This window comes from Microbacterium sp. HJ5, assembly GCF_054824025.1.
The window spans coordinates 88,428-108,985 of sequence record NZ_JSYE01000016.1 but is presented as its reverse complement, the minus strand read 5'-3'; the positions used below and the strand labels follow the sequence as shown (position 1 = coordinate 108,985).

18 protein-coding genes, 1 tRNA gene and 1 pseudogene are annotated in these 20,558 nt (G+C 69.6%); 3 read left to right on the top strand and 17 right to left on the bottom strand.

Features of this window, described 5'->3' with window-relative positions; translation table 11 throughout:
- From OB08_RS09325 to OB08_RS09290, 8 genes and pseudogenes are all read right to left on the bottom strand, one after another.
- A pseudogene (locus tag OB08_RS09325) lies at positions 1-218 on the bottom strand (transcription termination factor Rho); the annotation flags it as partial.
- 195 nt (positions 219-413) lie between these two features.
- Positions 414-1,361 carry a homoserine kinase gene (gene thrB / locus OB08_RS09320; RefSeq protein WP_461474168.1) on the bottom strand — a complete coding sequence of 316 codons (948 nt, stop codon included), beginning with the start codon at positions 1,359-1,361 and terminating at the stop codon, positions 414-416.
- Positions 1,358-2,446, bottom strand: coding sequence for a threonine synthase (gene thrC / locus OB08_RS09315; protein WP_461474167.1), 1,089 nt, complete (start codon positions 2,444-2,446; stop codon positions 1,358-1,360). The genes thrB and thrC overlap by 4 nt, the downstream gene beginning before the upstream one ends.
- A 1-nt stretch (position 2,447) precedes the next feature.
- The gene (locus OB08_RS09310) at positions 2,448-3,752 is read right to left on the bottom strand and encodes a homoserine dehydrogenase (protein ID WP_461474166.1); all 1,305 of its coding nucleotides are present in this window, start codon (positions 3,750-3,752) and stop codon (positions 2,448-2,450) included.
- Complete coding sequence (lysA, locus tag OB08_RS09305; RefSeq protein WP_461474165.1) at positions 3,749-5,161, bottom strand: diaminopimelate decarboxylase; 1,413 nt, start codon at positions 5,159-5,161, stop codon at positions 3,749-3,751. The genes OB08_RS09310 and lysA overlap by 4 nt, the downstream gene beginning before the upstream one ends.
- Positions 5,162-5,361: 200 nt before the next feature.
- Positions 5,362-6,180: an LmeA family phospholipid-binding protein gene (locus OB08_RS09300; RefSeq protein ID WP_461474164.1), complete on the bottom strand. Its 819-nt coding sequence runs from the start codon at positions 6,178-6,180 to the stop codon at positions 5,362-5,364.
- 2 nt (positions 6,181-6,182) lie between these two features.
- The gene (gene argS / locus OB08_RS09295; protein WP_461474163.1) at positions 6,183-7,850 is read right to left on the bottom strand and encodes an arginine--tRNA ligase; all 1,668 of its coding nucleotides are present in this window, start codon (positions 7,848-7,850) and stop codon (positions 6,183-6,185) included.
- 44 nt (positions 7,851-7,894) lie between these two features.
- Positions 7,895-8,767 (bottom strand): transglutaminase-like domain-containing protein, encoded by an 873-nt coding sequence (locus tag OB08_RS09290; protein ID WP_461474162.1) that lies wholly within the window; start codon positions 8,765-8,767, stop codon positions 7,895-7,897.
- Between the two features lie 159 nt (positions 8,768-8,926).
- Here OB08_RS09290 and OB08_RS09285 point away from each other — a divergent pair, with 159 nt between their 5' ends.
- A complete protein-coding gene (locus OB08_RS09285; RefSeq protein WP_461474161.1) occupies positions 8,927-9,739 on the top strand; it encodes an SGNH/GDSL hydrolase family protein in 813 nt (270 codons plus the stop codon).
- Between the two features lie 43 nt (positions 9,740-9,782).
- Positions 9,783-9,855, top strand: a tRNA-Arg gene (locus tag OB08_RS09280).
- A 134-nt stretch (positions 9,856-9,989) separates the two neighbouring features.
- Here OB08_RS09280 and OB08_RS09275 read toward each other — a convergent pair.
- The 9 genes from OB08_RS09275 to OB08_RS09235 all read right to left on the bottom strand — a co-directional run bounded on the left by OB08_RS09275 (position 9,990) and on the right by OB08_RS09235 (position 19,671).
- Positions 9,990-11,657 carry an FAD-dependent oxidoreductase gene (locus OB08_RS09275; protein WP_461474160.1) on the bottom strand — a complete coding sequence of 556 codons (1,668 nt, stop codon included), beginning with the start codon at positions 11,655-11,657 and terminating at the stop codon, positions 9,990-9,992.
- Positions 11,635-11,913: a UBP-type zinc finger domain-containing protein gene (locus tag OB08_RS09270; RefSeq protein WP_461474159.1), complete on the bottom strand. Its 279-nt coding sequence runs from the start codon at positions 11,911-11,913 to the stop codon at positions 11,635-11,637. The genes OB08_RS09275 and OB08_RS09270 overlap by 23 nt, the downstream gene beginning before the upstream one ends.
- The gene (gene trxA / locus OB08_RS09265) at positions 11,910-12,404 is read right to left on the bottom strand and encodes a thioredoxin (RefSeq protein WP_461474158.1); all 495 of its coding nucleotides are present in this window, start codon (positions 12,402-12,404) and stop codon (positions 11,910-11,912) included. Before trxA ends, OB08_RS09270 begins: the two co-directional genes overlap by 4 nt.
- Entirely contained in the window at positions 12,401-15,034 is a 2,634-nt protein-coding gene (gene clpB / locus OB08_RS09260) for an ATP-dependent chaperone ClpB (protein ID WP_461474157.1), read from the bottom strand. The genes trxA and clpB overlap by 4 nt, the downstream gene beginning before the upstream one ends.
- Positions 15,025-15,354, bottom strand: coding sequence for a chaperone modulator CbpM (locus OB08_RS09255; protein WP_461474156.1), 330 nt, complete (start codon positions 15,352-15,354; stop codon positions 15,025-15,027). The genes clpB and OB08_RS09255 overlap by 10 nt, the downstream gene beginning before the upstream one ends.
- Positions 15,351-16,316, bottom strand: coding sequence for a DnaJ C-terminal domain-containing protein (locus OB08_RS09250; protein WP_461474155.1), 966 nt, complete (start codon positions 16,314-16,316; stop codon positions 15,351-15,353). Before OB08_RS09250 ends, OB08_RS09255 begins: the two co-directional genes overlap by 4 nt.
- Complete coding sequence (locus OB08_RS09245) at positions 16,316-16,819, bottom strand: nucleotide exchange factor GrpE (RefSeq protein ID WP_461474154.1); 504 nt, start codon at positions 16,817-16,819, stop codon at positions 16,316-16,318. The genes OB08_RS09250 and OB08_RS09245 overlap by 1 nt, the downstream gene beginning before the upstream one ends.
- An 11-nt stretch (positions 16,820-16,830) precedes the next feature.
- Positions 16,831-18,723, bottom strand: a complete 1,893-nt coding sequence (gene dnaK / locus OB08_RS09240; protein ID WP_461474153.1) for a molecular chaperone DnaK — start codon at positions 18,721-18,723, stop codon at positions 16,831-16,833.
- Between the two features lie 99 nt (positions 18,724-18,822).
- Entirely contained in the window at positions 18,823-19,671 is an 849-nt protein-coding gene (locus OB08_RS09235; RefSeq protein ID WP_461474152.1) for an MEDS domain-containing protein, read from the bottom strand.
- Between the two features lie 228 nt (positions 19,672-19,899).
- Here OB08_RS09235 and OB08_RS09230 point away from each other — a divergent pair.
- A partial coding sequence (locus OB08_RS09230; protein ID WP_461474151.1) for a leucine zipper domain-containing protein occupies positions 19,900-20,558 on the top strand: 659 nt, incomplete at its 3' end.

The following is a 20,558-nucleotide window of genomic DNA, read 5'->3' as shown; positions in this document are numbered from 1 at the left end:
GCCTCGGCAGCAGCCGGTTCCTCGGCGGGCGCCTCAGCAGCAGCCGGCTCCTCAGCAGCAGCCGGCTCCTCGACGGGCGCCTCAGCGGCCGGGGCCTCAGCGGCGTCCGCGGGCGCAGCGGCCTCGGTGGCGGTGGTGTCGACGTTCTCGACGGCCTCGGGCGCTTCCGCGCGCTCTTCGGCCGATGCGTCGGCGTGGATCTCGGAGATGGACTCCACGAGTTCTCCCTTGTCAAACGAATGGATATGCACGATCGCACGGGACGCGCTGTCAGCAGGCGTCTGCCCGACCCTTCGACGAACTCAAGGACCTTCGACGTGCTCGAGAACCGCGATGGCGCTCAGAGACCGTCAGCAGGATTTGGGGGGCCGTGCGGGGTTTCGCAGAATGCGAACGGAGGCCAGATTCACGACTTACGTGGAACCCTCCGCGTACTCCCTCACTGTAGCACCCTTGAAGTCGACGGCGAGCATGAGCGCCTCCCACGGGGTGTCGGTGACGGACTCGGCCAGTGCCGCGGCCTCCAGGCGGCGGCCGGGCCCGTCCGCGAGCACGAGCACGCTCGGGCCTGCGCCCGAGACGACGGCGGCGAAGCCGGCGGCCCGCAGCGCGCGCACGAGTGCGTCGGTCTCGGGCATCGCGCTCGCGCGGTAGTTCTGGTGAAGCTTGTCCTCGGTGGCCGCCTGCAGCAGCTCGGGGCTCTGGGTGAGCGCCGCGATGAGCAGGGCCGACCGCGAGACGTTGAACACGGCGTCCTCGCGCGGCACCTGCAGCGGCTGCAGGCTGCGCGCGACCTTGGTCGACATCGTGAACTCGGGCACGAAGACGAGGGGCGAGACGCCGCGGTGCACGAGGAGCTTCTTGTGCTGCGGCCCACCCTCGTCGACCCACGCGATCGTGAGTCCGCCGAACAGTCCGGGAGCGACGTTGTCGGGGTGGCCTTCGAGCTCCGTCGCGAGGCGCAGGAGCGTCTCGGGACCGAGTTCGACGTCGCCCTCGAGCAGCCCCCTGGCGGCCAGGATTCCCGACACGACGGCGGCGCCCGACGAGCCCAGTCCCCGCCCGTGCGGGATGACGTTGCGCGCGTGCAGGCGCAGTCCCGGCATCCGCCGCCCCACCGACTCGTACGTGTACGCGATCGCGCGCACGACCAGGTGGGAGGCGTCGCGCGGCACGTCGGCCGCACCCTCCCCCGTCACCTCGATCTCGAGCTCGCCCTCGGCCAGCGCGGTCACGTCGAGCTCGTCGTAGACGCTCAGCGCCAGCCCGAGCGTGTCGAAGCCCGGTCCGAGGTTCGCGCTCGTCGCAGGCACGCGCACGAGCACACGGCGTCCCGGAGCCGGGACGACGGCTGCGTTCACGCGGTCGCCCCGACGGGAGCGAGAGCGAGGACGGATGCCACTTCCGACGTCTCGGCGTCGACCACGGTGGGCTCGACCTGACTGCCGTCGGCGTTGCGGAGGGCCCACTGGGGGTCCTTGAGCCCGTGACCGGTGACGGTGAGCACGACGCGAGCGCCCTGCGGCACGACGCCGGCCTCGACGCGGTCGAGGAGTCCGGCGACGCTGATCGCCGACGCCGGCTCGACGAAGATGCCCACCTCGGACGAGAGCAGCTTCTGCGCGGCGAGAATGCGCGCGTCGTCGATCGCGCCGAAGTAGCCGTCGGTCGCCTGGCGCGCCTCGAGCGCGAGGTCCCACGACGCGGGGTTGCCGATCCGGATGGCGCTCGCGACGGTGTCGGGGTTCTTCACGACCTCGCCGCGCACGAGCGGCGCCGAGCCCTCGGCCTGGAAGCCGAACATGCGGGGCACGCGGGTCGAGACGCCGGCCTCGGCCTCTTCGCGATAGCCGCGGGTGTAGGCGGTGTAGTTGCCGGCGTTTCCGACGGGGATGAAGTGGAAGTCGGGTGCGTCGCCGAGCTGCTCGACCACCTCGTACGCGGCGGTCTTCTGACCGTCGATGCGGTCGGGATTGACCGAGTTGACCAGGTGCACCGGGTAGTTCTCGGCCAGCTCGCGCGCGATCTCGAGGCAGTCGTCGAAGTTGCCGCGGATCTGGATCAGCTGCCCGTTGTGGGCCACCGCCTGGCTGAGCTTGCCCATCGCGATCTTGCCCTCGGGCACGAGCACTGCGGCGGTGATGCCCGCGTGCGCCGCGTAGGCGGCGGCCGACGCCGACGTGTTGCCGGTCGACGCGCAGATGACGGCCTTGGCGCCGTGCTCGATCGCACGGGACACGGCGACGGTCATGCCGCGGTCCTTGAACGAGCCGGTCGGGTTCATGCCCTCGAACTTCACCCAGACGTCGGCGCCGGTGCGGCGCGACAGGGAGGGGGCGGGCAGGAGCGGCGTGCCGCCCTCGCCCAGCGTGACGACAGTCGAGGCATCCGTGACGCCCAGACGATCCGCATATTCGCGCAGGACTCCGCGCCAGACGTGTGCCATGTCAGTCTCCTTCCACACGCAGGACCGAGACGACGCGCTCGACGACGCCGCTCGCGGCGAGACGGTCGACCGTCTCGCTGAGGTCCTGCTCCAAAGCCTTGTGCGTGCCGATCTCCAGGCGCGCGGTGCGGGCATCCTCGCCCGCGACGGTCTGCTCGACGGTCGCGATCGAGACGCGTCCGTCGCTGAGGATGCCCGCCACCGTGGCGAGCACGCCCGGCTGGTCGGCCACCTCGAGGGTGATCTGGTACCGCGTGGTGACGCGGCCGATGGGGACGATCGGCAGGTTCGCGAGCGTGGACTCGCCCACGCCCACGCCGCCGGCGATGTGACGGCGGGCGGCCGAGACGACATCGCCGAGCACCGCGGACGCGGTCTGCACGCCGCCCGCGCCGGCCCCGTAGAACATGAGGCTGCCGGCGGCCTCGGCCTGCACGAAGACGGCGTTGTTCGCGCCGTGCACGCTCGCGAGCGGGTGGGTGCGATCGATGAGCGCCGGGTAGACGCGGACGGAGATCTCCTCGCCCGAGTCGCCGCTGAGGCGCTCGCACACCGCGAGCAGCTTGATGACGTAGCCGGCGTGGCGCGCGGCATCCATCATCGTCTTGTCGATCGCCGTGATGCCCTCGCGGTGGACGGACTCGAGCGGCACGGTCGTGTGGAACGCCAGGCTCGCGAGGATCGCCGCCTTCTGCGCCGCGTCGTACCCTTCGACGTCGGCCGTCGGGTCCGCCTCGGCGTAGCCGAGGCGCTGGGCGTCGGCGAGCACGTCGCCGAACTCGGCGCCCTCGGTGTCCATGCGGTCGAGGATGTAGTTCGTCGTGCCGTTGACGATGCCCATGATGCGCTGCACGCGGTCGCCCGCGAGCGAGTCGCGCAGCGGGCGGATGATCGGGATCGCACCGGCGGCGGCGGCCTCGTAGTAGACCTCGGCGCCCACCTGATCGGCGGCGTCGAAGATCTCCGGGCCGTGGGTCGCGAGGAGCGCCTTGTTGGCCGTCACGACGTCGGCGCCCGAGTTGATCGCCTGCAGCAGGTACTCGCGGGCCGGCTCGATGCCGCCCATCAGCTCGATGACGATGTCGGCGCCCACGATGAGGGACTCGGCATCGGTCGTGAGCAGCTCCCGCGGCAGCTCGACGTCGCGCTGGGCGTCGAGGTCGCGCACGGCGATGCCGACGAGCTCGAGGCGTGCTCCGGCGCGGTCGGCCAGTTCGTCAGCGTGCTGCCGCAGCAGCGACGCGACCTGCGAGCCCACGGCTCCGGCGCCCAGCAGCGCGACGCGAAGACGGCGGTAGTCGGTCATGCGTTCCCTTCCTCGGCGGTGAGGCCGGCGTCGCGTGCGAGCAGGTCGTCGATCGACTCCCCGCGCACGATGACGCGCGCCTCTCCCCCGCGGAGCGCCACGACGGGCGGGCGGGGGACGTAGTTGTAGTTGCTCGCGAGCGAGAAGCAGTACGCGCCGGTCGCCGGCACCGCCAGCAGGTCGCCGGGCGCCACGTCACCGGGCAGGTACTCGGCGTCGACGACGACGTCGCCGGACTCGCAGTGCTTGCCGACCACGCGCGCGAGGGCGGGCGGGGCCTCGCTCGTGCGCGACGCGATCCGTGCCGAGAACTCCGCCCCGTAGAGGGCGGGGCGGGCGTTGTCGCTCATGCCGCCGTCGACGCTCACGTAGAGCCGCTGGCCGCCGTCCACCTCGACGGGCTTGGTCGTGCCGACCTCGTACAGTGTCACGCCGGCCCGGCCCACGATCGCGCGGCCCGGTTCGAATGCGAGGTTGGGCATCGGGATGCCGCGCACCTCGCACTGCCGCGCGACGGCGTCGGCGATCCCCATCGCCAGCTCTTCGATCGGGGTCGGGTCGTCGACCGACGTGTAGGCGATGCCGAAGCCCCCGCCGAGGTTGAGCACCGGCAGCTCTCCGCCGGCGCGGAGCTCGGCGTGGAGCTCGACGATCCGGGAGGCGGACTCCTCGAAACCGGCGGTGCCGAAGATCTGCGATCCGATGTGGCAGTGCAGGCCCACGAGGTCGAGCCCTGGCAGTTCCCGGATGCGGGATGCCGCGGCCGCGGCATCCGTCAGCGTGAAGCCGAACTTCTGGTCCTCGTGCGCCGTCGCCAGGAAGCTGTGGGTCTCGGCGTGCACGCCGCTGTTGACGCGGAGCAGCACCGACTGGCGCACGCCGCGCCGGTCGACGATCGCGGCGAGACGCTCGATCTCGATGAGGCTGTCGATGACGATCGAGCCGATGCCCGCGGTCACAGCGGCCTCGAGCTCGGCGACGCTCTTGTTGTTGCCGTGGAAGCCCAGCCGAGCCGGGTCGGCGCCCGCGGCGAGCGCGACGGCGAGCTCTCCCCCGGTGCACACGTCGAGGGCGAGACCCTCGTCGGTCACCCAGCGGACGACCTCGACGCTCAGGAACGCCTTGCCGGCGTAGTAGACGCGCGCCTGCACACCGTGCAGAGCGGCCGCCGCACGGAACGCATCCAGGGTGCGCCGCGCGCGGGCGCGGACCTCGTCCTCATCGAGCACCCACAGGGGGGTGCCGAACCGTTCGCGCAGCTCCGTCGCCGGGATGCCGCCGAGGATCAGCACGCCGTCTCCGTCGCGTGCCGCGTTCTCAGGCCATACGAGCGGGGCGAGCGCGTTCGCGTCGTCGGGCTCGACCAGCCATGCCGGTGCCAGGGTGCGGGACTGCGAAGGGGCGGACACGGGGAGGACCAATCGGTTCGAGCTGCGACGCTGGGCCGCCCGGGACGATTCGGATCGGCGCGAATGATCACGGCAGACGCGCGTCGCGCACTCGATCCGGCGGCGGCGGGGACCCGGGAGTCCCCGCGTCGGACGGTGCTTTGCAGTCTAGGGCACACCCCATGCCGGGCCCGTGATGTGTGACGCCGTGCGCTGCCGCGTCACTCGCACGTGCCGTTGGCCTGCAGGGCGGGATCGGTCACGATGCCGCCGTCCACATCGGCGTCCGCCACGAGGACGTCGCCGTCGACGCGGACGTCGGTCAGCGTCACGCCCGCCGGGATGTACTGCGCCAGACACACCGACCAGTCGCGCACCACGACGTCGGCGAGCGCCCCGAACTGCTCGGAGAGCGCCGCGGCGTCGATCTGCGCGCCGGCGAGCTCGAACGAGGTGGGTGTCAGCACCAGGTCGCCTTCTGCGACGGACGGCGTGAGCGAGACGGCGACGGGGAACCCGACCCCGAACAGCTGCAGCTCGGTCGCCGCCGTGACATCGGGCTCGGCGAGCGCCACCGTGTCGGCGGGGAAGTCCTCGATCGTCGACAGCAGGCTCTCGAGCTGCGCCTCGTCGAGCGTCACCGTGGCCGTCGCGCCGCCCATGTCGACACCCTCGCGGATCGGCACGTCGGTGGCCGTCACGGTCACATCGCCCTCGAACTGGCCGACCGGCACGTCCTCGGACGACACCGTCACCTCATCGAGCGTCCCACTGATCAATTGCGGGATCAGCACGCCGGGCACCACCACGTCGACCTCGTGGCCCGCGGGCAGTGCCAGCCGGTCGGAGACCTCCTGCTTGATGGTGCGCGTGACGACGTCGCGCGCGAACGCCTCAGCCGCGAACCAGGCGATCACCAGCAGCAGGACGATCACGCCGAGGGCGACCAGCCAGGGCCACGCGCGACGACGGCGGCGCGGCCGCTCGCCCGGCTCCCAGTCGGGAAGCGGCTGGGTCGGCATCGTGTCGCCGTGGCTCATCGCTACATCCGTTCCGGCGCACCCACGCCGAGCAGGTCGAGGCCGTTGCGCAGCACCTGGCCGGTGGCATCGTTGAGCCACAGCCGGGTGCGGTGCACCGCCTCGACGGGTCCGTCGCCGAGCGGGATCACGCGGCAGCTGTCGTACCACCGGTGGTAGAGGCCCGCGAGCTCCTCGAGGTACCGCGCGACGCGGTGCGGCTCGCGCACCTCGGCGGCGAAGGCCACGATGCGCGGGAACTCCTGGAGCGCGCCGAGCAGCGCTGACTCCGTCTCGTGCTCGAGCAGCTCGGGAGCGAACTCCGAGCGGTCGACACCGGATGCCGCGGCGTTGCGCCCCACGTTGTGCGTGCGCGCATGCGCGTACTGCACGTAGAACACGGGGTTGTCGTTGGTGCGCTTGCGGAGGATCTCGGGATCGAGGGTGAGGGGCGAGTCGGCCGGGTAGCGACCGAGCGAGTAGCGCAGCGCGTCGGTGCCGAGCCACTCGCGCAGATCGTCGAGCTCGATGATGTTGCCCGCACGCTTCGAGAGGCGCGCGCCGTTCACCGACACGAGCTGCCCGATGAGCACCTCGATGTCCTTCTCGGGGTCGTCGCCCGCCGCACCGGCCAGCGCCTTGAGGCGGTGGACGTAGCCGTGATGGTCGGCGCCGAGGAGGTAGATCTTGTGGGCGAAGCCGCGGTCGCCCTTGTTCAGGTAGTACGCGGCGTCGGCGGCGAAGTACGTGTACTCGCCGTTGGAGCGGCGGATGACGCGGTCCTTGTCATCGCCGAAGTCGGTCGTGCGCACCCACACGGCGTCGTCCTCGTCGAACACGTGACCCTGCTCGCGTAGGCGGTCGACGGCTTCGTCGACGAGGCTCGGCTCGCCGTTGGGGCCCTTGGCGTGCAGGGTGCGCTCGCTGAAGAAGACGTCGAAGTGCACGTTGAACTTCTCGAGGGATGCCTGGAGGTCACCCAGCTGCAGCTCGTAGCCCTTGTCGCGCGCGACGGTCAGCTGCTCATCGTCGGAGCGGTCGAGCAGATCGGGCACGGCCGCGCGCACGCGGTTGGCCAGGTCGTCGATGTACGAGCCCGGGTAGCCGTCCTCGGGCGTCGGCTCGCCCTTCGCGGCGGCGAGCACGGAGCGGCCGAAGCGCTCCATCTGGGCGCCGGCGTCGTTGATGTAGAACTCGCGCACGAGCGTCGCACCGCTCGCGAGCAGCAGACGTGCGATGGCGTCGCCGAGAGCCGCCCACCGCGTGTGGCCGATGTGCATCGGGCCGGTGGGGTTGGCGCTGACGAACTCGAGGTTGATGGTGTTGCCGCGCTGCGACTCGTTCGTGCCGAACGCTGCCCCGGCGTCGACGATGGTCTTCGCCAGGGAACCCGCGGCCGCGGCATCCAGTCGGATGTTGATGAAGCCCGGACCGGCGACCTCGACGCTCGCGACGCCGTCGACGGCAGCGAGGCCGTCGGCGATCTCCGCGGCGAACTCCCGCGGGTTCACCCCGACGACCTTGGCCAGCTTGAGAGCGGCGTTGGAGGCCCAGTCGCCGTGGTCGCGGTTCTTCGGCCGCTCGAGGGGCAGGTCGGCGGCGGTGAGCCCGTCGGCCGCACCGGGTCGTCGCGCCGCGGCGAGAGGGGCGACGACGGACAGCAGCGCGGCGGAGAGGGCTTCGGGATCCATAGCCGGACCAGTCTAGTTCGCGCCCGCGCGGCTCCTGATCGGTGTCAGGCGAGCTGGACGAGCTCGAGGAAGTCGTCGGCGGACGGATCGTCGGATGCCGGTGCCGGCGTCTCAAGGCCGTCGAGAGCCGCCGGGGTGAGACCGTCGACACCCTCGACGTCGTCGGGCACGGTCCACGCGTCGACGCGCATGCGCTTGAGGCCGACGTAGCCGCCGTGGTAGCTGAGGAACGCGCAGTCGGCGGCGTCGCGACCGGTGGCGATGCGCACGAGCGACCGGCGGTTCGCGAGGCGCGTGCCGTCGATGACGTACCAGGCGCCGTCGAGGTAGGCCTCGGCGACGGCGTGGAAGTCCATGGGCTGCAGCCCGGGGGCGAAGCACGCGGCGTAGCGGGCGGGCATGTCCATCGCGCGGAGGAGGGCGATGACGACGTGGGCGTAGTCGCGGCAGACGCCCTGACCGGTCATGAGGGTGGTCACGGCGCTGTCGGTGCCCTGGCTGAGACCCGGGGTGTACGTCGTGCTCGTGGCGACGAACTCCGACACCGCCGCGATGAGGTCGTGGCCCTGCAGCCCCTTGAACTGACGGCGGGCCTGCTGGAAGACCTCGTCGGACTGGCAGTAGCGGCTCGGGCGCAGGTAGGTGATGGCCTCGAGGTCGCTCGTGCGGGCGCTCGCCGCCTGGCCGTCGACCGTCGCCTCGTAGCGCACGTCGAGGCGTCCGGCCTCGCCGAGCAGGCGGTGCAGGCGGCTGCCCGACTGGTCGACGATCTCGGTCGGGGTGTAGGTGCGATCGCCCTGCGTGAAGGTCAGCTGCTCGCCCACCAGGGGGTTTCCCTGGGCCGCCGTGATCTGGAAGATGAGGTCGACGGACGACCCCAGTTCGAGGTCGAGTTCGGCGGTCACGACGCGTTGCACCGAAGTATCCTCGCATGCCCGGGAGGCTGCTTCCTGCGCGTGTGCACAACGTGTGCGGATGGCCCGGACACAGGGGGCTCCGCTCAGGATTCGCGCGGCGTTTCCCCACGTTTTCATGCCGCGTTCGGAGCGTCGGGATTCGTGCCGTACCCTCGGTCCATGCACGCGCCCGGACGCCCCCGCGCACGGCGTCCGTGGCTGTCGCTCGTCGGCGCCGCGCTCGCCGTCGCCGCCGTCTGCGCGCTCGGCGTCTGGCGACCGTGGGTGGTGCCATCGGCGCCCATCGCCGGCGACGACATCGCGCCCCCCGCCGCGGCGGCGCCCGCCGCGCTCGTCCTGCCCGAGCGGCCCCGCGTGCTCGTGTTCGGCGACTCGTGGGTCTACGGCTCCGCCGCCTTCGTGCCCACGCTCGGCTTCGCCTATCTGCTGGGCGACGACCTCGGGTGGGACACCCGCGTCGACGGGGTGCGCGGGAGCGGCTACCTCAAGCCCGGGCTCGACGGCGGCTCGTACCCCGAGCGTGCCGAGGCGCTCGATCCCGCGCTCGACCCCGACCTCATCATCATCGAGGGCACGATCAACGACCGCCGCCTGCCCGCCGAGGGCTACCGCGAAGCAGTCTCCGGGGTGTGGGACAGGTTCGAGGCCGTCTACCCCGACGCGGCCATCGTGATCCTCGGACCGGCGCCCCAGGTGCTGCCGGTCGAACCCGCCACCGCGCGCATCGACGACGACCTCGCGGCGCTGGCCGCCGAGCGCGGCTGGTGGTACATCTCCCCCGTCGACGACGACTGGATCACCCCGGCCAACTACCTCGATGTCATCGACACGGGCCCGATGGCGCGCAACCACCCGTCCACGGCCGGCCACGAGTACCTCGCGGAGCGTGTGGCGGCCGCGCTCGAGAGCATGACCGAGGCGACGGATGTCGTCGCCGACGCCCCTCTCGATGGTTCGGTCACCGGCCCCTGACGTCACTGGGCGCCTGCTCGCGGGTGGTAACCTCGTTCGGCACGCCTCCGTAGCTCAGGGGATAGAGCGTTGGTTTCCGGTACCAAAGGTCGCAGGTTCGATTCCTGTCGGGGGCACGAGATAAATCCCAGGTCAGCCTGGGATTTTTTCTATGCCCGCGCGCGGAGCTGAGGTTTCGGGGGCGTTTTGTCCACACGTCGTGAGATTTCATGTGATTTCGGGCGAAGCCGAACGAATCTCGGAACCTCCATCACCTTCTCCCCGTGCGGACGAGATGGTCGTAAACGAGGCGCACGGCAACTGCGCCGTCACCGACGGCGGATGCGACCCGCTTCACGGAGCCGCTGCGCACGTCACCGATGGCGAACACGCCGTCGCTCGAGGTCTGGAACATCGTGGCGCCTGCCGGACCGACGCCGGTGACGACGAACCCCCGTTCGTCGAGTTCGACCGCGCCCTCGAGCCAGCGGGTGTGCGGCTCCGACCCGATCAGCACGAAGAGGGCCGTCGATCTGAGAGATCGGCGCTCGTCGGTTCTCACGTTGCGGACGACGACCTCCTCCAGGCGCTCCTCGCCGCGCAGCTCGGACACCTCGCAGTCGCTCCATACGTGGATGCGGGGGGCCGCGCTGATCCGTTCCGCCAGATAGCGGGACATGTCACGGCTCAGGTCGTGGTGGCGAATGACGAGGTAGACATCAGTAGCGGTGCGTGCCAAGAACGTGGCCGCCTGCCCGGCGGAGTTGCCGCCCCCGACGACGACGACGGGGTGCCCCTGGCACATCCGAGCCTCGAACTGGGTGGCGGCGTAGTAGACGTGGGGGCCCTCGAACCGGTCCATGCCGAGCACGCTGAGACGGCGGAATCGCACTCCGGTGGCGACCATCACGGTGTGCGCCTCGACGCGAGCCCCGTCGGTCAGCCCGATGGCGAAATGGCCATCGGTGCGGGCGAGCGATTCCGCTTCGCCCGGGATCATGAAGGTGGCGCCGAACTTCCGGGCCTGGACAACCGCTCGGTCGGCGAGCTCGGCGCCCGAAACACCGGCCGGAAACCCGAGATAGTTCTCGATCTGGGACGACGTGCCCGCTTGACCTCCCGTCGCCATCGCGTCGAGCACGATCGTGGACAGGCCTTCCGAAGCCGCCGCCACCGCGGCGGCAAGGCCGGCCGGCCCCGCGCCGACGACCGCGATGTCGACGGCATCGCTCGGAGGTGCGTTCTCGCGAAGCCCCAGCAGCTCCGCAAGTTCGGTGTTGCTGGGATTGCGCAGCACCGTGCGTCCCTTCCAGATGACGATCGGCGTCTGGTCGGGCGAGATGTCGAACGCGCGAAGAGTGCTCTCGGCCGCGGGGTCCTCCTCGAGATCCTCCCAGCGGTAAGGCACGCGGTTGCGGCTGGCGAAATCCCTCAGCCGGCGTGTGTCGGCAGAGAACCGCGATCCGATGATGCGCAGCCCGATGCCCAGGTCGGTGTGGATGCTCCGTCGAAGGATGAAGGCCCGCAAGATGAGGTCGCCCAGCGCTTGGTTCGGGGTGACGGCCTCTTTGACCCGGTCGTATGCGATCTCCAGAACCTCGACGTCGGTCTGGGCGACGGCGGTGACGTAGGCGGCCTGACCCGTCAGCATCGACAGATCCCCGACGAAGCGCCCCCGCCCGTGGACGGCGATGACTCGCGGCGGGCCGCCCGGGTCGTCCTCCGGAACGACCCGGACCTTCCCGTCCAGGACGACGAACAGACCGCAGTCGCGGTCGCCGGCGCAGAACAGCATCGCCCCTTCGGCCAGCCGCTTGACGTCGCCGTACGGACGGAGCAGCATGATCTGCTCGGCCGAGAGCCGAGGGTAGGCTCCGCTGGTGTCAGGGGTCTCGGGCAGGTCGGCCAGCTCGGAATCAGACGAACTGCTCGTCGGCATAGCACCACCTCCAGCTCTCCCCCGGTTCGATGGAACGCACGATGACGTGGCCCGTCGTGGCGGCGTGTGCGCGCGCGTGACGCATCGGCGATGAGTCGCAACAGCAGATCTCGCCGCAGGTGAGGCACTGCCGCAGGTGCACCCACGGGGTCCCGAGGCGGAGGCACTCCTCGCACCCTCGGGATCGGGGCGGCCCCACCGGTCGCACGAGCACCAGGTGCGCGTCCTGCACGACCCGCCCCGCGCCCCCGATCATCGCCGATCCCCGGTCGTCGCGTCGCTCGTCGCCGGCGGCTCAGCCCCGCCAGTGGGCAGATACTGTGTGAGCCAGGTGCGCAGGACGTGTGCGGGTGCGGCGCCGACCTGCTTGGCGACCACCTCTCCCCCGCGCATGAGCAGCAGCGTCGGGATCGCCTGGATATCGAAGCGGCGACTCACCTCCGGCGCCTCGTCCGCGTTGACCTTCACGAGCTTCAGGCGTCCCGCCAACTCGATCGCCAACTGCTCCAGCGCCGGGCTGACCATCCGGCAGGGCCCGCACCAGGGTGCCCAGACATCGACCAGCACGGGCAACCTGGACTCGTCGACCACGGCCGCGAAGTCCGGGCTGGACGTGTCGACCACCCAGGGCAGCGGCCGGTGGCAGTTGCCGCATCGGGGTGACCCTGCCGCGACGGCGGGCACCCGGTTCTTCGTGCTGCAATGCGGGCAGACGACGACCCTGGACACCTTCTGCTGAGTGCTCATGCTGCGGCCGCATGATCTTCAGGTCGCCCCGGCACGACGGTGAGTTCGCCATCGACCACGTCGATCACGATGGTGGAGTCATCCGACAGGTCGCCTCGCACGAGTGCACGCGCGACGCGCGTCTCGACTTCGCGCGAGATGAACCGCCGCAGCGGGCGTGCGCCGTACGCCGGGTCGAATCCCTCCTCCGCCAGGAACCGCCGCGCCCGCTCCGTGGCATCCATGGTGATCCGCTGCTCCGTCAGCCGTTGCCGCAGCTCGTCGAGCTGGAGGTCGACGATGCGCTCGATCTCGGCGAACGTGAGCGGCTTGAACAGCACGATCTCGTCGATCCGGTTCAGGAACTCGGGCCGGAAATGAGATCGCAGCGCACTCATCACCTGCGTGCGGGCCTCCGGCTGCACATCGCCGTCTCGTGTGACCCCCTCGAGCAGGTATTCCGAGCCGAGGTTCGAGGTCATGATGATGACGGTGTTGCGGAAGTCGACGGTGCGCCCGTGGGAGTCGGTGAGACGGCCGTCGTCGAGCACCTGCAGCAGGATGTTGAAGACGTCCACGTGGGCCTTTTCGATCTCGTCGAGCAGCAGCACCGAATAGTGCTTGCGGCGAACCGCCTCGGTGAGCTGACCGCCCTCCTCGAATCCCACATATCCGGGCGGCGCCCCCACGAGCCGGCTCACCGTGTGCCGTTCCTGGTACTCGCTCATGTCGATGCGGATGATGTTCTCCTCGCTGTCGAACAGCGCCTCCGCGAGCGCTTTTGCCAGCTCCGTCTTGCCGACGCCCGTCGGACCGAGGAAGACGAAGGAGCCGATCGGGCGGGTCGGGCTCTTGATGCCGGAACGCGCCCGGATGACAGCATCCGTCACCAGCTGCACGGCCTCGTCCTGGCCGATCACCCGCTCGTGGAGCAGCTCGTCGAGGCGGAGGATCTTCGCGCGCTCGCCCTCCTGGAGTCGACTCACCGGGATACCCGTCCACTGGGCGACGATCGAGGCGATCTCGTCGGCGGTGACGACCTCGCGCAGCAGACGTCTCATGCCCTGCTTGGCCTCGAGTCGCTCTTCGCTTGCCTTGAGGCGACGTTCGAGTTCGGGGAGCTTGCCATGCCGCAGGCTCGCGGCCCTGTTGAGGTCGTACTCGCGTTCGGCTCGTTCGCTCTCCAGTCGCACCTGCTCGATCTCACGCCGCAGCGCCTGCACTTCACGCAGCGCCTGACGCTCCGCTTCCCACTGCGCGCGCATCGCGTCGGATTCAGCCCTGAGATCGGCCAGTTCTTTGCGCAACTCCTCGAGTCGACGCAGGCTCGCGGCATCCGTCTCTTGAGCGAGCGCGGCCTCCTCGATCTCGAGACGGGTCACACGACGGGTGAGCTCGTCCAGTTCCGACGGCATCGAGTCGATCTCGGTGCGCAGCATCGCGCAGGCCTCATCGACGAGGTCTATGGCCTTGTCGGGCAGGAATCGCTCCGAGATGTAGCGGTGGCTCAAGCTCACGGCCGCCACCAATGCACCGTCGTGGATCTTGACGCCGTGGAATACTTCGAACCGCTCGCGCAGCCCCCGCAGGATCGAGAGCGCGTCCTCGACGCTCGGCTCGTCGACCAGCACGGGCTGGAACCGGCGCTCGAGCGCCGCATCCTTCTCGATGTGGGTGCGGTACTCGTCGAGCGTCGTCGCGCCGATCATGTGCAACTCTCCGCGGGCGAGCATGGGCTTGAGGATCTGGCCCGCGTCCATCGCGCCTTCCGTCGCGCCGGCTCCGACCACCGTGTGAAGCTCATCGACGAACAGCAGGATGTTCCCCTCGGCTGCCAGCACCTCGTTGAGGACGGCCTTGAGTCGCTCCTCGAACTCGCCGCGGTACTTCGCCCCGGCGACGAGCGAGGCAAGATCCAGTGCGAACACGCTCTTCCCGCGCAGACCCTCGGGCACGTCGCCGTGGTGGATGCGTTGGGCCAGTCCCTCGACGATCGCCGTCTTGCCCACTCCGGGCTCACCGATCAGCACCGGGTTGTTCTTGCTCTTGCGGGAGAGGATCTGGACGGTGCGGCGGATCTCGGCATCCCGGCCGATCACGGGCTCGAGCCGCCCCGCGGCCGCATCGGCGACGAGGTCGCGGCCATATTTCCCGAGGGCCTCGTAGGTTCCCTCCGGAGTCGCGGACGTGACCCGCTGCGACCCCCTCACTGCGGTCAGGGTCTCGAGGAACGAGTCGCGCGTGACGCCGTGCTGCGCGAGCACCCGGCCTGCCGCCGAGCTGGATCCTTCGTCGAGGAGCGCGATGACAAGGTGCTCGACGGAGACGTACTCGTCCTTCAGGCGGCGTGCCTGCTGATCGGCAGCGTCGAGGATGCGGTTCAGCCGCTGAGTGACGAACACCTTGCCGGGCTCGACACCCGACCCCGTGACCCGCGGCCGCTTCTCGAGCTCGGCCGTCAGGTCCTCCCTGAGCCGGTCGACGTCGGCACCGGCCCGAGCGAGCAGGGGCAGCACCAGTCCGTCGCTCTGCTCCATCAGGGCGAGCAGGAGGTGCTCGCCATCCACTTCCTGATGTCCGAACCGCAGCGCCTTCGTCTGCGCGTCGTGCAGTGCCTCCTGCGACTTCTGCGTGAGTCTGTTCAGGTCCATCGACGTCCCCTCTCTGAGTGCGAGCGCCGTTGAGATCTCTCGAGATCGGAGATCCGGTCAAGCAGATCCATCACGAGGCCGAGCGACGCGTAGGTGATGTTCAGGCGCAGGTGCAGCCGCTGGATCTTGGCCATCTCCCGAACCTGGGAAGGGTCGAACCAGAGGTTCCCCTCGGCGTCCCGGGCGATCTCTAGCAGGCCCAGCGCCACCAGCCTCCGAATCAGGTCGGGGTGCACACCGGTGATGCGGGCGTAGCTGTCGAGGCTCAGCCGGTAAGGACGCGCCAGGGGCGATTGCGTTCCTGCGGTCAGGTCGGTCATGGTGCGCTCCGCGGGTCGAACGTCGATTCCCTGCCGAGCTGCTCGAACAGTCGGCGTTCCTGTTGCGACAGCGCCTTGGGGACCCTGATCTGGGCTTCGGCGTACAGGTCGCCCGGCTTTCCGCGACTGTTCGGCAGCCCGCGGCCCTTCAGACGCAGTCGCCGGTGACTGGAGGTGCCGGCGGGTACTTTGACGGTGGCCTGACCTCCCGGCGTCTCGATCGGCAATGAAGAGCCGAGCGCCGCCTCCCATGGTGCGATGGGCAGCATCACATGCACGTCTCGACCGTCCGTCCGATAGCGCGGATGAGGCGCGATGCGCACGATGAGGTACAGGTCGCCGGGCGCTCCGCCACCCGACCCCTGGCCGCCCTGTGCGCGCAGCCGGATCCTCTGACCGTCCACGACACCGGCGGGGATGTCGACGTCGATGGTGCGCTGGCCATCGGCTCCACTGATCGAGAGCGTGCGGCGGGTTCCGGTGTATGCCTCTTCGACAGTCACCTCCACCTCCGTCTCCTGGTCGGAGCCGTCCACTCGACCCCACCCGCCCCGGCCGCGTCCCCGTGAGCCGAACATGCCGCCCAGCAGATCCTCCAGATCGACGTCGCCGACCGACCCTGAGTACTCGAATCCGCCCGGGGCACCGTTGCCGGGGCGACCCCTCGCACCCCCGCCTCCGAAGCCCGCTCCCGCCGAGGCGCGTGACCGCCGGTAGGCGTCGGGGTCGACGTCTGCGCCGACGCGGCGGAAGTCCGGTCCGAAGCCGTCGTATCGCTTGCGCTGATCGGGGTCGGAGAGCACGTCATACGCCTCGGAGAGCTCCTTGAACCGGTCTTCCGCGCCGGGATCCTTGTTGATATCGGGATGCAGCTTGCGGGCGCGGCTGCGATAGGCCCGTTGGATCTCGGACTGATCGGCATCGCGGGAGACGCCGAGGACCTCATAGGCGTCCCGGGCCATTACTCGCTCCTGGTCGCCACGATCACCGACGCCGGCCGGAGGATCTCGGCATCGGCACCGTATCCGGGCAGGACGACGTGCGCGACGGTGCCGGGAACCAGGTCCGGATCCGTGACGGTGCCGACGGCGTCGTGATGAGCCGGGTTGAACGGCTTCCCGGCCTCATCGTCGCGCCGAGGGAACCCGAGGTCGGCGAGCACGGCGAGAGCCTGCTGGTGCACGGCGCGCACCCCTTCGGCGATCACATCGGCGTCGGCGGAGGCGTGGTCCAGGGCGCGCTCGAGGTTGTCGACGACCGGGAGCCAGCGCGACGCCACCGACGCCCGCTCCTGTTCGCGGGCACGGATCACGTCTCTCACGCTGCGTTTGCGGAAGTTGTCGAGCTCCGCAGCTGTGCGACGCCACGAGTCCTGCAGGTCGGCGATCTGCTGAGCAGCCTCATCCTCACCGCCGGCGCCCTCCGCCCCGACGACCTCACCCTCGGGCACCTCGCGTTCGGACATGCTGGCATCCCTCAGTGAGCGGTGAACTCGGCGTCGATCACATCATCGGCGTCGTCATCCGCCCGGGCCTCGCCGGGCGACGCTCCCGCGGGACCGGGGCCGGCCTGGCTCCCCACGGATGCACGCAGCGCCTGCACCATCTGATGCATCTCCCCCGCAAGCGAGCGGAGGCGATCGATCGGGGTCTGCGCGTCAAGAGCAGCACGCGCCTCAGTCACCAGCATCTCGGCCCGAGCACGATCGTGCTCTGCGACCTCGTCGCCGGCTTCCTTCAGCGTGCGCTCCACCTGGTAGGTCACGGAGTCGAGCTCGTTCCGGGCGTCCACGAATTCGCGAAGCTGCGCGTCCTCGCTTCGGTGCGCCTCGGCATCCGAGACCATGCGCTCGACATCCTCGGGCGTGAGTGTCGAGGTCTCGCTGATCGTGACCTGCTGCTCGGTCCCTGTGTCTTTGTCCTTCGCCGAGACGTGGAGGATGCCGTTCGCGTCGATGTCGAAGGTGACCTCGATCTGCGGCTCGCCTCGCGGGGCGGGCCGGATGTTCTCCAGGCGGAACCGCGCGAGCACTCGGTTATCGCTGGCGCGTTCGCGCTCGCCCTGGAGGACGACCACGTCGACCGCCTGCTGGTTGTCTTCGGCGGTGCTGAACAGCTCGGTTCGACGTGCCGGGATCGTGGTGTTGCGTTCGATGACCTTGGTCATCACGCCACCCTGCGTCTCGAGCCCGAGCGAGAGCGGCGTGACGTCGAGGAGCAGGACGTCCTCGACATCGCCCTTGATGATCGCGGCCTGGACGGCTGCGCCCAGCGCGACGACCTCGTCGGGGTTGACGGTCATGTTGGGTTCTTTGCCGCCCGTCATCCGACGAACCAGTGCCTGCACCGCGGGGATGCGAGTGGAACCGCCGACGAGGATGACCTCATCGATGTCATCGGCGGTGACTTTCGCGTCATCCAGCGCCTGCTTCACCGGGCCCATGCAGCGTTCGACCAGGTCCGCGGTCAACTGCTCGAAGGTCGAGCGCATGAGGTTGACGTTCAGATGCTTCGGCCCAGAGGCATCCGCCGTCACGAAGGGCAGGTTGACCGCCGTCTGCGTGACGGCCGACAACTCCACCTTTGCCTTCTCGGCCGCTTCGAACAGGCGCTGCAGGGCTTGTGGATCCTGCCGCAGGTCGACGCCGACATCCTTTTTGAACTCCTCCGCCAGGTGGTCGACGATTCGCCGGTCGAAGTCGTCCCCGCCGAGGTGGGTGTCGCCGGCAGTCGACCGGACCTCGACCACCCCTTCACCGACGGTGAGGAGGCTGACGTCGAAGGTTCCACCGCCCAGGTCGAAGACGAGGATCGTCTCGTTCTCGAGCTTCTGCATCCCGTATGCCAAGGCCGCAGCGGTCGGTTCGTTGATGATGCGGAGCACCTCGAGTCCAGCGATCTTGCCTGCGTCCTTCGTGGCCTGCCGTTGGGCGTCATTGAAGTGCGCAGGCACGGTGATCACCGCATCGGTGACCCGCTCGCCGAGCGCCTTGCCCGCGTCCTCCGCCAGCTTGCGCAGGACCTGCGCCGAGATCTCCTCCGGAGCGTACAGCTTGCCGTGGACCGAGAACCTGACCGCCCCGTCGGGGCCGGACACCACGTCGTACGAGACGGTATGGATCTCGCTCTGAACCTCGTCGTACTTCCGTCCGACGAAGCGCTTGGCCGAGTAGATCGTGCCCTTGGGATTCATGATCGCCTGGCGCCGGGCCATCTGGCCCACGAGACGTTCACCGTTCTCCAGGAACCCGACGACAGAGGGCGTCGTCCGGTTCCCCTCGGCATTGGCGATGATCTGGGGCTGCCCGCCCTCCATCACCGCGATCACCGAGTTGGTCGTTCCCAGGTCGATACCGACGGTCCTGCCCATGAGATGCTCCGTTCGCTCGGCGGCTTCTCTGGCCATGGTCACGCCGGCACGGGACCCGGGGCATCCCGTGAACGGGGGCACTTGCCGAGTGTCGAGCTCTCAGCGACCAGCCTCCCCCGGCGGCCGGTGCGCGTCCGGCGGGTCGTGGCGGAACGAGAGGACGGCGAGCTCCGCTCGGGAGTGGATGCCGAGCTTCAGGTAGATGTGCTTGAGGTGTGCGTCCACGGTGTGGGGCGACACGATCAGCTCCTCTGCCGTCGCTCGGTTCGTCATCCCCATACCGATGAGCCCGGCGACTCTCACCTCGGTGCCCGTGAGCGACCGCCAGAGATCCGGCTCTGGCGCTCGACCTGCCGGGGCGATCGGGGCGACGCCTTGCGGGTTGTAGAGCACCATCCCATCGACCACGGTCCTGGAGTGGACCCTCAGCACGTCCCCGATCACCCCCATCCCGAAGAGTCGCACGTCGTAGAGACACAGGAAGATGGTGGGCAACTCGGCCAGGATCCGGATCACGGCCGACTCATAGACGAAGATCTCGCTCGCCCCCGTCTCCCCCCAGGCGTGTGCGGGTGTCTGGCCTGCCGCGCGAAGCAGCGGACGTCCGCCGACCTCGGGCGACACGGGGTGCGGGACGAGGTTCACGATGCGCTGCTGCGGCGACAGGCCCCCGGAGTGAAGAAAGGCGTCGGGCGCTGAGTGCATGTCAAGTCCGCTCAGCCGGCGGCTGTCCTCCGCGACACCCGCTCCTCGGTACGCACGTTGCCGCACGCCGGCGGGTTCGATCTCGTCGATGAAGCAGACGCAGTGGTCGCCGTGACGGAGGCCCTCTTGCAGGAACCACACCAGCAGGCGGTCCCGCTCGATGGGTCCCGAGAAGAGAGCGCAGACATGCACCCCGGGGTAGACCTCGTCGACGCCCGGGATCCCCATGAGCAGCTCACTCATCGGGCACTGCCCCGAGTCGCGCCATGTGCTGACACTGCAGCGTTGCACCACCCTGGTCACGGGGGTTGCCTTGTGCGGGGCGGAGGAGTAGGTCCCGCGGATGCGGCGGCTGACGACGCGCCCAGGCGCTCTAGGTGTACCTGGCGGAGACGTTGGTGACGTTCTTGTGAGGTGAGGAGACCTCCTGGCTTAGTGGAGCTGTCTAGTTCTTCACGGCCAGGAGGTCTCGTGTCTCACGCTAATGCGCGGTTGAACGTCCGCGGGAGGTTGTTGCTTGTCGAGCGGGTGATGAGTGGTCGTCCCGTCGCTCATGTCGCGAAAAAGCTCGGGGTGTCGCGGCAATGCGCGCATCGCTGGATCGGTCGGTTCCACCGCGAGGGAGTCGCGGGGCTGGCGGATCGGTCGTCCAGGCCGCGCTCGTCGCCTCGGCGCACGGCGCCGGAGGTCGAGGCACGGGTGCTGGCGCTGCGGTTGTCGATGCGGCAAGGTCAGGACCGGATCGGCGCAGCCCTCGGAATCCCCCCTCGAACGGTCGGGGCGATCCTTGCCCGCAATAACGTGCCACGACTGTCCGAGTGTGACCCTCTGACCGGGGTGGTGATCCGGGCGTCGAAGCAGACCACGACCCGTTACGAACGCGCACGGCCGGGCGAGCTGGTGCATATGGACGTGAAGAAGCTGGGTCGCATCCCCGACGGCGGCGGATGGCGCGCGCATGGCAGATCCGCCGGCGATACCGCCGCCCGCAAGAAGGCACGAATCGGGTTCGATTACGTCCACTCACTCGTCGACGATCACTCTCGGCTGGCGTACTCCGAGATCCTTCCCGATGAGAAGGGCGCCACCTGCGGGGCGTTCTTGCGCCGCGCGGCTGCCTACTTCGCCGA

Bases quoted from the DNA above. Each gene is read 5' to 3' on its own strand.
- thrC (WP_461474167.1), bottom strand. From the start codon at position 2,446: ATGGCACACGTCTGGCGCGGAGTCCTGCGCGAATATGCGGATCGTCTG.
- OB08_RS09310 (WP_461474166.1), bottom strand. From the start codon at position 3,752: ATGACCGACTACCGCCGTCTTCGCGTCGCGCTGCTGGGCGCCGGAGCC.
- OB08_RS09300 (WP_461474164.1), bottom strand. From the start codon at position 6,180: ATGAGCCACGGCGACACGATGCCGACCCAGCCGCTTCCCGACTGGGAG.
- argS (WP_461474163.1), bottom strand. From the start codon at position 7,850: ATGGATCCCGAAGCCCTCTCCGCCGCGCTGCTGTCCGTCGTCGCCCCT.
- OB08_RS09285 (WP_461474161.1), top strand. From the start codon at position 8,927: ATGCACGCGCCCGGACGCCCCCGCGCACGGCGTCCGTGGCTGTCGCTC.
- OB08_RS09275 (WP_461474160.1), bottom strand. From the start codon at position 11,657: ATGCCGACGAGCAGTTCGTCTGATTCCGAGCTGGCCGACCTGCCCGAG.
- OB08_RS09270 (WP_461474159.1), bottom strand. From the start codon at position 11,913: ATGATCGGGGGCGCGGGGCGGGTCGTGCAGGACGCGCACCTGGTGCTC.
- trxA (WP_461474158.1), bottom strand. From the start codon at position 12,404: ATGAGCACTCAGCAGAAGGTGTCCAGGGTCGTCGTCTGCCCGCATTGC.
- clpB (WP_461474157.1), bottom strand. From the start codon at position 15,034: ATGGACCTGAACAGACTCACGCAGAAGTCGCAGGAGGCACTGCACGAC.
- OB08_RS09255 (WP_461474156.1), bottom strand. From the start codon at position 15,354: ATGACCGACCTGACCGCAGGAACGCAATCGCCCCTGGCGCGTCCTTAC.
- OB08_RS09250 (WP_461474155.1), bottom strand. From the start codon at position 16,316: ATGGCCCGGGACGCCTATGAGGTCCTCGGCGTCTCCCGCGATGCCGAT.
- OB08_RS09245 (WP_461474154.1), bottom strand. From the start codon at position 16,819: ATGTCCGAACGCGAGGTGCCCGAGGGTGAGGTCGTCGGGGCGGAGGGC.
- dnaK (WP_461474153.1), bottom strand. From the start codon at position 18,723: ATGGGCAGGACCGTCGGTATCGACCTGGGAACGACCAACTCGGTGATC.
- OB08_RS09235 (WP_461474152.1), bottom strand. From the start codon at position 19,671: ATGAGTGAGCTGCTCATGGGGATCCCGGGCGTCGACGAGGTCTACCCC.